The following is a 13,944-nucleotide window of genomic DNA, read 5'->3' as shown; positions in this document are numbered from 1 at the left end:
TATGTCGTCGTGCGTCGTGGCAGAAATCGCTCGCTGAACGTACCGTCAGCGAGCGATTTCTGCCACGACGTGATCCGAGTGGCGGTTTTCGCTCGCTGAGTGAATGATCAGCGAGCGTTTTCCGCCACGCGACGACCGTACGGCGGAAGATAGTGCGGCGACGGGCACGTTTTCTTGTTGCGCGGCTAGACTGGCAGCCATGCGATTTTCCTCACGAGTCGATATCAGCGCACCGAATCCGATCGCCGCGGCCGAAGCCGACGCCAAGCGACGCGGCGTGACGCTCGGCAAACTCAACGATTCCAACCCCACCCGGCATGGTCTGGCCCCGGCGCTGGTTCCGGAGACGTATACCGCCGACCCGCGCGGGCAGCGTGCGGCTCGTGAGGCGTTGGCCGGGTTCCTGAGCGCGACCTACGGCGGCGCCGCAGTCGACCCGGACCGCCTGTACATCCTCAGCTCCACGTCGGAGGCCTACTCGTGGCTCATCAAGCTGCTGTGCGACGCGGGCGACGCGGTGCTCGCCCCGAAACCCGGCTATCCGCTCATCGAGTCGATCGCGCGGCTCGAATGCGTGGACACGGTCGAATACCAACTGCGGTTCGACGGTTCGTGGTACATCGACGTCGCCGAACTGGAGTCGCTGCTGGATGGCGAGCACGGCGAACGTATTCGTGCGCTGGTACTCATCAATCCGAACAATCCGACCGGTTCGTATGTCAAGCCGTCCGAACGTGAGCGAATCGTTGCGCTGTGCCGCGAGCGGGGCATTGCGATCATCGCCGACGAGGTGTTCTACGACTATGCACTCGAACCGTTCGATGGCAACGCGCGGCTCGCGGGGGAGCGCGGCGTGCTTACGTTCGCATTGGACGGGTTCTCGAAGATGCTCGCCGCACCGCACGCGAAGGTCGGTTGGATCCAGATATCTGGTCCGGCCGATGACGTGACTGAGGCGCAGCGGCGGCTCGACGTGATCGCCGACGACTATCTGCCGATGAGCGACATCATCGCGCGGCAGATTCCGGCGTTGCTGGACGCGGCAGTGCCGCAGACGGATCGTGTGCGCGGGCGGGTGCGTGGCAATCTCGCGTTGCTGCACCGGCTGCTGGATGCGGACGAGCATGGACTGGTGAGCGTGCTGCGGGCCGAGGGCGGCTGGAACGTGCTGCTGCGCGTGCCGAGCGTGATCGACGAGAATGAGTTGGTATTGGCGATGATCGACCGGTACTGCATCTCCGGTCAGCCGGGGTACTTCTTCGATATGACGTCGAACGGGTATCTGGCGATCTCCCTGCTGCCCGAGCCGGACGAGTTCGAGCGCAACGTGCGCGCCGTGCTCGACACGGTGGACGCGCTGCTGTGACCGTCATCGTCATGACTTTCAGCAGGAGTACATAGTACCGACTCCTTAACGGACATACAGCCGATTCCAACGATGTAATCGGCTGTATGTCCGTTGAGGGGAGGTGCTGTCGGGAGAATACGCAGAGGTCGACTTCATCTTCCCCTGACGGACAACTGGCCGATTTAGATACCGAAATCGGCTGGTTGTCCGTTGAAAGGGACAGTTGTTCGCTAGGGAAAAGGAACGCCTGCTTTGGGAGGGTGTCGACCTGCCGTCCCTCCCGACTGCCGTTCTTCCCTTGACGGACAACCAGCCGATTACATCGTTGGAATCGGCTGGATGTCCGTCAAGGGGAGGGATGAAAACCCGAAGTAGGGAATCAGCGGGCCGCCTTGGCGGCTTCGTACTTGCGCCGGATGAGATCGGCGTAGAACGCCGCGGCGTCGGCAGGGGATCCGTCGAAGACCAACTGATGATCGTCCAACACCAACGTGCGGTCGATCGCGTACTCCGGTCGCTGGATCAGATCAACATCATGCGTGGCGAACACGACCTGCCGGTCATAGCTGAACAACGCGCGCGCCACATGCGCCGATCCGATCTCGTCCAGTCCCTTGGTTGGCTCGTCGGCCACGATCGCGGCAGGGGAGAAACTCAACGCGGACGCGATCGCCAACAGATGCCGCTTCTCGCTGTCCAACGCGCTGGCCGGCTCGCGCGCCACCGACGTCAGATCGAAATGCGCGAATAGATCGCCGATGATCTGCTGCCGCTCCGACTCGGGCACCTTGTGCTTCTTCAACGGCTGATCGATCGCCTCACGGATGTCCGCCGCCTGATAGTAGCTGTTCGGAATCTCCTCACGCCGCACGCGGCCGACCAGATCCTCGATGCGTTTCAGATCGCGTTTGACCGCCGGATTAAGTACTTCGTCGTCGTTCGCCGTACCGCCGTCACGATGCGACATGACCGCCACCGTGCCGGCCGACGCGGTCAGCGCGCCGTCGAGCAGCTTGAGCAGCGTCGTCTTGCCCGAGCCGTTCAGTCCGATCACCGCCACGCGTCGCGTGTCCGGCCCGATCGTGAGCGTCGTCGGCAGCAGTCCGACATTGCCGTCCTCGTACCGGTGCCCGGCGCCATCCATCACGAACGTCATCGACGACGGACGATCAGCCGCCGCACGTCCCCCGAACAATGCATCAAACAGTCCCATGACTCCCCAGTGTAGTGCGGTCGCGGCCGGTCCGGTGTGCGGTAGCGTCCGTAATCGTCACTCAGTGCGCGCAATCGTGACGTGGGCGCGCACGCAGTGATGGTTTGGGCGGGCGAAACGTCACTCAGTGCGCGCGGATGTCGTGATTGCGCGCACTGAGTGACGATTACAGAGTGACGATTACAGATGCCAAGACAAGAGCTGCGAGTGGGCATCCCTTGGTTAGCCACGCTGACGCCCCGAGACCGGCGAAGTGCGGGGTCGTCGCCTCAGACTGTCGCCCCCGCCGCCCCGTCACGCGGCGAAGTAGAAGCCCTTGAAGTCGTACTGATACACACGGTAGATATACGCCGTATTGAGCGCCATCCGGTACTGCGCGAGCAGCTCGCCGTCGGCCGTGTACGTGCCGAACAGCCCCTGCATGCCCGTGTCGATCAGGATGTTCCCGTTGCTCAACTCCTGCGCCGAGCTCACGTACGGCGAGTACGGCACGTCGAACGACGCGACCTCGGTGTACGTGCCCGCGTGCTCGTCCACCAGATAGCGGCGGTACTGCGAGCGCGAGTCCGCGTCCTTGGACGAGCCGGCGGTGCTGATCCCGTCGATTACGGTCCAGTCGTAGTCGGGGCGGGTCATCGCGTAGCCGTAGTTGTTGTCGAACATGTACAGGTAGTACTGGTCGTCGGCGAGCGAGTCGTCGGCCACGTACGTGATCGAATGCTGGCCGCCGGTGTCGCCGAAGTCGCCGTCCTTGGTGAGGAACGCGGACGCATAACCGGTGCCGTCCCACACGGAACTCTCGCCGATCATGTACGCGAGCGTGGGCGTGCCTTCGAGGTCGTTCACCTTGATGATGGTGGACGTCTCGCGCGCGGAGAACAGCGCGGAGCCGTCGGGCAATAGCTGGATCGTGTTGCAGTGCAGCCAGTCCCAGCGGTTCGTGGCGGTCGGATCGGATTCGTCGATGCCGGAATGGTCGGTGGTGGACTTGTAGCCGGCGAACATGGTGCCGAAGTCGAGCAGCAGCGTGGTCTTGCCGGTGGTCGTGTCGAGTTTGACGACCTGGTCCTGCACGGCGTGGTCGCTTCGGCCGAGGTCGGTGGCGAGCAGCACGATGTTGCCGTCCGCGTCGAGCGCGTAGTCGTGGTGGAGGATGAAGTCGCCACCGAGATCGTAGATCTTCTCGAGTTTGCCGAGCCGGTTCATGCCGACCATCGTGTGCGTGGACGCGGAGAACCACATGAGCCCGTCGTCGTCGAACAGCAGACGGTGCGAACGGTAGTACTTGACCGGCACTTCGCCGCGCAGCACGCCGTACGTGTCGTAGTAGTACATGAAGTCCTGCTCGTCGCTGTCGTTGCCGAGGATGGCGTACAGGCCGTTGCCGAGCTGTTGCGTGATCTCGGATGCGGTGGTCGTCGAGTCCGTCGCCGACGCGGACGTGGACGCCGACGTGGATGTAGACGACGTGGATGATGCGGACGACGCGAACGCGGCGGTCGTGTCGAGACTGCCGTCGGTCTGTTCGAGTCGCACGGCTTCGGTGCCGAGCAGCGACGGCCCCTTGCGGGTGATCGTGTAGTCGGTGTCGAGGCCGCTTTCGTCGGTGATCGTCAGCGTGATGGTGTTCTCGACGTCCGGGATGAGGCCGAGCACGAGGAATTCGTGTTCCTTGACGTACTCGTCGTCGCCCTGGTTCGCTTCGGCGGTGAAGTCGGGGTAGCCGTCCGCGGACACGGTGTACGTGACCTTGGTGGCGTAGTGCGAGGTGAAGTAGACGTACAGTGACGTGGTGTTGGTGCCGTACGGGTTGTCGGCGACGAAGATGTTGTCGACGGTATGGGTCTCCTTGTCGCGCGCCTTGACGAGGTTCTCCTCGGCCATCTGCTGATAGTCGGCGGTGTAGATGTTCTCGATGCGCGCGTTGAGCTGGGCGATGCGGTTCTGACGGATGGCCGCGTCGACGTCGTTCTGGCTGAGCAGGCTCAGGCCGATGGCGACGATGCAGGCGAGCGTCGCGGCGACGGCACGGACGGCGATCGTGCGGACGGCGGTGTGTCGGATGGGGGAGGACGGTTGCGGCGGGTGCGTGATGGTCATGGGCGGTTCTTCGTAGCAGGGATGCGGATGATTGACTATCGTCCATTAGTATGATCTCGAGCTTGGAGAAACGCGTGGCGGGTACTGGGAGCGTTCCGCGATATGGCTGGGGATTCGCTGAACGATACCGGTCCGGGCGTTCGGATGCGACCGTCAGCTCAGGCCGAGCATCGTGAACCAGGATCTCACTTCGTAGAACACGGCCGGCGCGTTGTGATCGAGCGAATCGTCGCGGCCCGGCACGAAGCACGAGGCGACCGTCACGGCAAGCGCGTACAGCATGACCAGCAGCACCAGCAGCCGGATGGCCCGCCTCCACAGCGATGTGCGTGGATATTCGGCCTCCTCGAGTTCCTCCGGGTCAAGCGGATCGAACACCCGCGGGCCTTCCAACAGCCGCATCAGCACCGGCATGGCGGCCAGACAGATCAGCCATCCGAAATCGGCCATGTACCGCCATCCCAATCCGCCTTCGACGACATCGACCACCACAATGGCCAGACCGAGCGCCAGCGCGAACAGGGCGGTCGCCCGATACGGTTGCGGCAGACGGCGGCGGATACGCGGCAACAGCAGTGCGAGCAGCAACAGCGGGCACAACGTGAACAGGCCGCCGACCATCGCCTCGGTGAATCCCCATTCGGGCAGCGGCGTCGGCTGGATCGACAGGAACGGGAACGCGTGGGAGAACCGCAGCGGCAAGAACAGATAGTAGATGATCATGTAGGGGATGTCGGCTGCGGGCAGACGGAAGTTCGTCATGTCGGTGACCGTCATCTGATAGGCGCTGCCGAAGTCGAGGATGCTGCCGAAACGCGCCGCATTGTAGGCCATGAGTGGGACGACCACGATCAGCGCCGGCACGATGATCGCCAACGGCGCACGCAACGTGCGCAACAACGCGGGGAAGCGCAGCCGCGAACGGTCGCGCATGACCGCGGATGCCAATCCCGTGATCTGCGGCCAGAACAGCGGGAAAGCAAGCAGCGCGGAGAGCACGAACGGCGGACGGCATCCGAAATTCGCCGCGATGCACGCCGCGCCGCCGGCCAGATGCGGCAGCGACAGGGGAGCGGCGCCCGACCAGTCCGCGGCGATCGTCGGATCGTCGGCGGCCGCGACGTCTCCGTCATCCGATTCGACGGCTGCGACGGCTCGCGACGGCCGGATCGCACCCATCCACAGCCATAATCCCAGACACGTGAACATCATCGACGCGGCGATCGGCACCGAATAGAAATTCGTACGGAACCACAGATAGCACGCGTTCGATCCCAGCAGCAGCATCGCGCACGCCATCGTCGCCGAACCAAGCGAGGCGCGTGGCGACAGCCGATGCACCAGCCGCACCGTCAACAGGCAGGCGAACGCCAGAAACCCGAACATGAACAGCACGTCGGCCGCCGCCGACGGCAACCGCAGCCCGCCGTCCACCCACAGCGACGTGACCGCCTGATACGGCAGGAACAGCAGCACCGCCGGCACCACGCCGAAATACGAATACCAATGGCCGTCGAAGAACGCATAATCCCAGTAGATCGGCGACACGCCATCCGCCATCAGCCGCTCCCGCGTCGCGATGGCATGCGGATTCGCCGCCTGCGCCAACTCGTGCGGCACCGGCAGATCCAGCCATGCATGGCCGTGCAGCAGCGCGTCCGCCACATGCGCGTACTGGTCGTAATCATACGTGTAGCCGTTCGTGTTGTGGAACACCAGCGGACCGGCCACGGCCGCCTGCCAGACGACCACGCCCAACGACAATGCGGCGAACGGCGCCAACGTCAACGCCAGCCACCGCCGCTGCAACGGATCGGCCGGATCGAGCCGCGTGCGCCACAGCCGCGACCCCGGCCGGCACAGCAGCATCAGCGCCGCCACGCACGCCAGCGCCGCCACCCGCGGCCAACTCCACGCGAACGCCACATGCACGTTCGCACGCACCGCCCGGATCGGCAGCAGCGCGCCCTGCCGCTCCTGCACCCAGATGCGCAGCATGCCGGACGCGCCGTCGGTGCGGATGTACGCCGAACGACGCGACGCATACGCCGTCTGCTGCACACGGCCCGCCCGGCCGTTCGCGTCCACGCGCAGATGGAACGTCCACGTCAGACGATCCTGCTGGGTCAGCCATGCGCCGTGACTCACATCGACCGTATCCACGCGCGCATACGGCGACGAACCGTCCGCCTTGACCTCAAGCCACGCCCGCGTCGGATCGGTCACCCTGAGCAGCCCGTCGTCGGTGCGCTCCAGACCGGGGCCGAGCGTGTTCTCGGCGGCCGACGAATCGGCGCTCGCCGACAGCGTGGTCCAAAACGGCAGGTTGAACACGGCGCACTCGAGCAGCGCGATGAGCAGCATGGCCACACAGGCCACCAGCATCGTGCGCGGGCGGATCACAGGACGACGGAACGTAGCAGACACCCCATTATTCTATCGGCTTCATTTCCGGCCCCATGTCGGGCTGGATTGGAAGAATGTGGGGCATGCCCACGTACACACCACACCATAGGAATCATGGCCGCGGCGTGCCGGCCGCGATCAACCGGCTGGTGCGTTCCCTTGACGCGGCCGTGCGCGGCGCGAAGCCGGCATCCGGCAACCCGTTCGAGGCCGCGCTCAACGCCAACGGCGACATGCTCAAGGCGCTCGCCGACCACGCCATCACGCTCGGGCCGCTCGTGCGCCGCCATCTGATCGACGGCTTCGACGGCGTGCCCGAAGGACTCACGCTCGGCTGGGCGCAGCTGCCCGGCAAGGCCGGCGGCAGCGTGCTCTCGCTCGGCGCGTTCACCGACCGCGCGCACTTCTCGCAGATCGCGCTCGCCGACACCCAGGGACGGGTGTTCGCCGGCACCGATCCGGCGATGGACACGCACGACATGCAGCCGCGGTTCCTGTTCGGCAAGGAGGGCGAGCTGAAGTTGCCCGACGGACCACGGTTCGGCCACCAGACCTCCGGGGCGTCCGATGCGCCGCGCATACTCACCGTGGTGCAGGGCGGCATCGTCGGACGCGACGACACCGGTCGGCTCACCTGGCTCGCCTCGTGGCTCAAGACCGACAACCGGTACACGCTCGAACAGGTGCGCGCCGCGCTGCCGGCATCGATGCGCTACGATCTGGAATACCGCGACGCGATCACCATCGCGTTCTTCGCCGCCTACCTGCTGCCGCAGATGCGCGGGCCGCTCATCGGGTTCGGCTCGGGCAACATCTTCCGCCGGCTCAACCGCGAGGCGCCGATCGGGGCGATCCGCCGCTGCCTGCGCGATACGCTCGACGCGCGCGCCCACGGCATGCGCGCCTCCGGACTTGAGGACCATTTCGCCGACCTCATGCATGAGGTGCGCGCGCCCGAGCCCGCCACCGGGCTCGACGCGGTGCACGGCGCGGAACCGCTGCACCTGTACACCTCCACGTATTCGGGCAACTACTTCTTCACGTGGGACACCGAACTGCAGATCCCGGCCGTGCTGCAGACGCTGCGCATCGAAGGCAACCTCAACCGGTTCGCCGCCGTCAGCGCATGGCTCGAACGCAACGCGCGGCTCGGCCTCAACCCCACCGAGGACACGGTCACGCGCGCGCAGGCCGCGCAGATCGACTGGATGCTGCTGCATAATCCGGCGTTGATCGCGCTGAAGACCAACGAACACGACGAGACGTATGCCGGAGCGCTGGACGGTGGGGCTACGGCTGGCGGCGTCGGCGCGGGGCTGCCGACGTCGGACGAAGGCGTGCACGCCATCCTGCGCATGGTCGACGAGGCGCGGGCGCAGACCCGGCGGATCGCCGATAAGGAACGCGGAGCGGATAGTGGTACCCGCGCGGGTGCCGGTGCCGGTGAGTCCGACAATGCCGCGTCCCACGGCTCCGAATGGCTGTACCGACAGTCCATGTCGACGCTGCTGCGCCGGCTGCGACTGCCATACCGTTTCGACGTGGAGTTCCGATCGAACCTCGATTCGGGACTGGTCGGCGTCGGCTTCACCACCGCCGGACCGTCGATGATGCCCACCAGCCGGTACGATGCCGACACCCACGCGTGGAAGGACCTCAGCGCCGACCAGCGTGCGTCGATGAGCGCCGCCTACAACCTGCGCGTCGGCCTGATGATGGCCGCGATGGCGTTCGGCGCGGACGACCGCATCCGTCAGGTATCGCTGCACGTCGACTCGATCGGACTGGAGGAGGCCGTAGCGGAGCAGAACACGGCGATTTCCGGTGCGGTCGGCCAGATGATGCACATGGTCGAACGCGGCCAGTTCGGCGATGTGTCGCTCGGCGGCGGCAAGGCCGCGCCGAAGGACGGCGACTTCCACGGCGATCCCACGCGCACGCCCATGCCGGCCATGGACGACGGCGACGGCGGTACGGCCGCGAGTGGCACCGGTACGACCGACGCGTCGGACGATACTGGTGTCGTTGGTACGGACGGTGTCGTCGGCGCCGGCAACGTCGCGAACGGCGGCGCATCGGGCACGTCGGACGACACGGCCGGATCGACGGCATCCGCATCGGCCGAGCACGGCGATCCGGACATGGACACCGCCGACAAGGCCACCGTCGACAGCCGGTTCGAGGATCTTATGAAGGACTTCGACTTCGACGAAGTCGCGTTCAACATGCCGCAGGGCAATCGTGCGACGGATGCCGCCGCCACGGACACCGCCGGCATGGCGTACGGCCTCGGCTCCACCGGCGACGGCGCGGACGGGCTCGGCGTCGCCGCGGCGGCCGGCGTCGGCGACGGCGGCTCCGCGGATGGTGATCCGCTCACCGCGCTGCAGACCACGCCTACGGTGCGTACGCTCGCCACCGTCACCTTCACCCGCGAGGCGCTGCTCGAACGGCTGCGCGAGGACGGACTGGAGCATCCGATCGACACGTACCGCATGTTCGACGCCGTCATGGAGATGGACGAGCACGGCGCGCTGCTGCCGGTGAATCCGGGCTTCGACCTGCGCGACAACCGGTTCGCGCCGGCCGGCTCGCAGGAGGAGCCGGAACTGTCCGATACGGTGTTCGAACCGCATATGGCGCGCGTGCTCGGCGCGCACGACGCCGTCGACCTGTCCATCCAACGGGCCGACCTGCTGCAGCACGGCGTCGCCGAATTCCACCGGCTCGCCGCCGACCCGAACCTGCTGTCCGTCGCCAAGGCGCAGCGCGCGATGGCCATCATCGACCGCATCGCCGACCCCGAGCTCAGCGCCCTCGCGCCGCGCGTCACGAGCGCGCTTATCGACGGCGAGGACACGCCGGACTTCGACTTCCAGCTCACGCACGACATCGAACGGGCGCGTCTCAAGGCTCGCGACCTGCTGTTCTCCGGCAACGCGGAGCAGGCCTTCGACATGATCGAGGTGGAACTCGAACGGCTCGACCTCATGTACGCCAACAACCCCGGCGTGCCGCGGTACTTCAACTCCTATGCGGAACGCGTCGTCTACAACCGGCTGTTCGCCACCTCCGGCGAACAGACCGTGCTCATCCCCGACGATCTGTTCTACGCGCACATGGAACTCGCCGACGTGCTGTCGCAGATCAAGGGTCCCAAGGAGGCGCTGCCGCATCTCAACGCGATGGTCGCCTACGCGCCCGCCTACCCGCTGTCGCATCTCAAACTCGCGGTGCAGCTGGCCCGCACCGAGGACTGGGATCTGGCGCGCGCCGCATGCCTCAACGCGCTGCGTGTGGCGCTCGACCGCGACGACGCCGCCTTCGCCTACTACCGGCTCGCCTACGCCGAATGGATGCGCGACCGGTTCGACGTGGCCGTGGCCGCCTATATCATGAGCGATCACATCAGTCCCGGGCAAATCGGCGCATTGGAGGGCGAGCTGCATGAGCTTGTGGCGCGCGCCGACTCGCAATGCGTGCCCGTGCCCGACAGCGTCGAAGCGGCCAAGGCCGTACTGATGGCGCACGACCTGCCGGTCTGGCCGAACACCGAGGTCGCGGCGATCATGCGCGAAGCGGCCCGCGTGACCGTGGATGAGGGCATGTTCGTGCCCGCCCGCACGCTGTCCGTGGCGTGCGCGCGCATGAACGACGACGACTCCGACGGCATCGACGTGGTGCAGGCGCAGTTCCTGCGCTCGCTCAACGCGTGAGGCGGGGCTGGCTGGGCTTCTGGGGTTCCCGGGATGCGCGCCGGGAAATCCCGGGAACCGGCTATGTGCGGTTCCCGAGCGTTGCAGGGCGGTGTTCCGCCGAATTGTCATGTGCGATTGTGCGGTAATGTGCGTTTTCCGGTTCCCGGGATGGCGGCGCTGGATCCCGGGAACCGTGCCGGTAAACTGATGTGCGACATATCGATATGGAGGGCATATGACGACCGAACAGTTGGCTTGGGACTTCGACGCGCCGGAAGCGGTGACGATCGTCGAGAACGAGGGGATCAACCGGTTCGCACCCGGTTCCGACCAGTGGATCGCCGCCCTGCAGCCGACCGATGGTGATGCGCTGCGGCTCGACCGTCTGGACGTGGACGCGATGCCGGCCGAAGCCGCCGCGCGCCTGTGGGCGCGTGTGGCCGCGTGGGTCGAGTCCGATCAGATCGCCTATTACATCGACGACGCGCCGGTGTCGTCCGACGCCGCCTATGACGCGCGTCTGCGCTGTCTGCAACGTCTCGAGGCGGCGTTCCCGCAACTCGACTCGCCGCAGTCGCCCACGCACCGCGTCGGCGGTACGTTCTCCAACGACTTCGCGTCCGTACGTCATCCGTCGCGCATGATGAGCCTCGACGACGTGTTTTCGATCGAGGAGCTGCGCGACTGGTACGACTCGGTCATCCGCGATCTCGACTGGCCTGAATCCAAACCGCTGCCGATGAGCTGCGAGGTCAAGATCGACGGTCTGGCACTCAATCTGATCTACCGTAACGGGGTGCTCGAACAGGGGCTCACGCGCGGCGACGGCGTGACCGGCGAAGACATCACCCTTAACGTGCGCACCATCGGCTCGATCCCCGCGAACCTCGGCGGCCCGGCCGAGGACATCCCCGAATTCGTGGAGATCCGCGGCGAGGTGTTCATGCGCTGGGACGACTTTCGCACGCTCAACGCCGAGCAAGAGGACGCCGGCCGCGCGCCTTTCGCCAACCCGCGCAACGCCGCAGCTGGATCCCTGCGGCAGAAGGACCCGCGCATCACCGCGACCCGACGGCTGAGCTTCTACGCGCACGGCATCGGCACGCTGCGCTGGGGCGCAGGCCGCGCCGCCGGATCGCACGACGTCGTCAACGACCAGTCCGAGGCGTACGAGCTGTACACCAAGTGGGGTGTGCCGGTCTCGCCGCACAACCGCACCGTCACGAACTTCCAGCAGATCCTTGACATGATCGACTACTACGGCGAACATCGCGGCGACATCGAGCATGCGCTCGACGGCATCGTCGTCAAGGTCGACGATCTCGGCCTCCAACGGTCTTTGGGTGCGACCTCGCGTGCGCCGCGCTGGGCGATCGCCTACAAGTACCCGCCCGAGGAGGTCAACACCGAACTGCTCGACATCACCGTGCAGGTCGGCCGCACCGGCCGCGTCACGCCGGTCGCCATCCTGAAGCCCGTGTATGTAGCCGGTTCGACCGTCGCACGCACCACGCTGCACAACCCGTCCGAGGTCAAACGCAAGGGCGTGCTCATTGGAGACACGGTCGTCGTGCGCAAGGCCGGCGACGTGATTCCCGAACTCGTCGGGCCGGTGTTGGAGCGCCGCCGCGGACGCGAGAACCAGTTGCGCGAGTTCGTCATGCCCGAACACTGCCCGTCGTGCGGGGCGACACTCGCGCCGGCCAAGGAAGGCGACAAGGACATCCGCTGCCCGAACGTCGAAAGCTGCCCCGCGCAGCTCACCGAACGCATCATCAACCTCGCCTCGCGCAAGGCGTTCGACATCGAGCATCTGGGCGACCAGTCGGCCATCGCACTGACCAATCCGGAGGAGAACCGGCCGGACTCGGTCGCGACCTATGCGCCGAATATCGCCGAGATTCTCGTGGCTCCCGGCGAGGAACCGGAGCCGTACGAACCGGCGCCCGGACTGGAGCTGCCGCCCGTGCAGACGCCGGTGCTCTCGAGCGAGGCCGGACTGTTCGACCTGACCGCCGCCGACCTGCGCGACGTGCGCGTGTGGCGCGAGGCCGCGATCGTCGAGGTCCGCGAGACGACCGACGCCAACGGACGGAAGAAGAAGACGCGCAAGCGGATCGGTGATTCCGGACTGTGGCATCAGGTGCCCGCATTCTGGACCGCTCCGACGGCGGCGAGGAAACTGACGGCCAAGCAGTTGGCCGAACGCGGCGGCGAGACGGCGGCCGATACTGCTCATCTCGGCCAGGACTATCCCGACTACAACGTGCCGGCCGACGCGGTCGTCGTACGCGTCGAGCACAAGACCGTGCGGGGAGCGACGACCGACGTGCCCGTCATCGTGCGGCCGGGCGAGAATACGCGCAAGATGTTCGACGAAATGGACAAGGCACGCCACGCCGACCTGTGGCGTGTGCTCGTCGCGCTGTCCATCCGCCGGCTTGGCCCGCCCACCGCGCGCCTGATCGCCTCCGCGTTCGGCTCGCTGGACGCGATCGAGCAGGCGAGCGCGGAGGACCTGTCGACCATCGACGGCATCGGGCCCGAAATCGCCGAATCCGTGGTGACCTGGTTCGCCGAGGCGCGCGAGTCGGGCAACTGGCGCGGCGCCGTGCTGGAGGCATGGAAGCGCGCCGGCGTGGGCGTGGGATCGGCCGAGGTGAGCGACCTGCCGCAGACACTGGCCGGCAAAACCGTCGTCGTGACCGGATCGCTGGAAGGCTATTCGCGAGACTCCGCCAAGGAGGCGATCATCGAGCGCGGCGGCAAGGCGGCCGGATCGGTGAGCAAGAAGACCGACTATGTGGTCGTTGGGGCGAATGCCGGGAGCAAGGCCGCCAAGGCCGAGGAGCTGGGCATTCCCATGCTTGACGAGGCGCAGTTCGCCACGCTGCTGGAGACCGGCGAGGTGTGATGGCGCTTGCCCGGTTCCCGGGATCGCCGCGCCGCAATCCCGGGAACTGGGCGTGTGCGGTTTGTAAGAGTCGAGCCGCCATTTTCCGCCGATATGCCATGTGCGGTTGTGCGTAAATGTGAGATTTCCGGTTCCCGGGATGACCGGGCCCGATCCCGGGAACCAGAAGGCCGCGGCATTGTCCGCAACACGCCGAAACTGTGGATAACCCATGCATTCGACCACATAGCCCGACCGGCCTTGCTCCAGACATCGGCGACCTCGT

General features: G+C 66.2%; 6 protein-coding genes. 3 read left to right on the top strand and 3 right to left on the bottom strand.

From position 1 onward, the window contains the following. Nucleotides 1–199 precede the first annotated feature (199 nt). Nucleotides 200–1,366, top strand: coding sequence for a pyridoxal phosphate-dependent aminotransferase (locus DSM100688_RS07130; protein WP_152358456.1), 1,167 nt, complete (start codon nt 200–202; stop codon nt 1,364–1,366). Nucleotides 1,367–1,727: 361 nt separating this feature from the next. On the opposite strand, the gene DSM100688_RS07125 is transcribed toward DSM100688_RS07130, so the two are convergent. The 3 genes from DSM100688_RS07125 to DSM100688_RS07115 all read right to left on the bottom strand — a co-directional run bounded on the left by DSM100688_RS07125 (nt 1,728) and on the right by DSM100688_RS07115 (nt 7,046). After that, nucleotides 1,728–2,561 carry an ATP-binding cassette domain-containing protein gene (locus tag DSM100688_RS07125; protein ID WP_152358455.1) on the bottom strand — a complete coding sequence of 278 codons (834 nt, stop codon included), beginning with the start codon at nt 2,559–2,561 and terminating at the stop codon, nt 1,728–1,730. Nucleotides 2,562–2,855: 294 nt separating this feature from the next. Next, a complete protein-coding gene (locus DSM100688_RS07120) occupies nt 2,856–4,661 on the bottom strand; it encodes an aryl-sulfate sulfotransferase (protein ID WP_152358454.1) in 1,806 nt (601 codons plus the stop codon). Nucleotides 4,662–4,814: 153 nt separating this feature from the next. Next, entirely contained in the window at nt 4,815–7,046 is a 2,232-nt protein-coding gene (locus tag DSM100688_RS07115) for a hypothetical protein (protein ID WP_152358516.1), read from the bottom strand. Nucleotides 7,047–7,150: 104 nt separating this feature from the next. Between DSM100688_RS07115 and DSM100688_RS07110 the strand changes: the two genes are divergently transcribed. Next, nucleotides 7,151–10,783: a tetratricopeptide repeat protein gene (locus tag DSM100688_RS07110; protein WP_420837492.1), complete on the top strand. Its 3,633-nt coding sequence runs from the start codon at nt 7,151–7,153 to the stop codon at nt 10,781–10,783. A gap of 217 nt (nt 10,784–11,000) precedes the next feature. After that, complete coding sequence (gene ligA, locus DSM100688_RS07105; protein ID WP_152358453.1) at nt 11,001–13,679, top strand: NAD-dependent DNA ligase LigA; 2,679 nt, start codon at nt 11,001–11,003, stop codon at nt 13,677–13,679. Nucleotides 13,680–13,944 lie beyond the last annotated feature (265 nt).

It is taken from the genome of Bifidobacterium ramosum (assembly GCF_009299505.1).
Taxonomy (GTDB): Bacteria; Actinomycetota; Actinomycetes; order Actinomycetales; family Bifidobacteriaceae; genus Bifidobacterium; species Bifidobacterium ramosum.
Note: the sequence above shows the minus strand (reverse complement) of the source record. Positions and strands in the feature narration are given on the sequence as shown.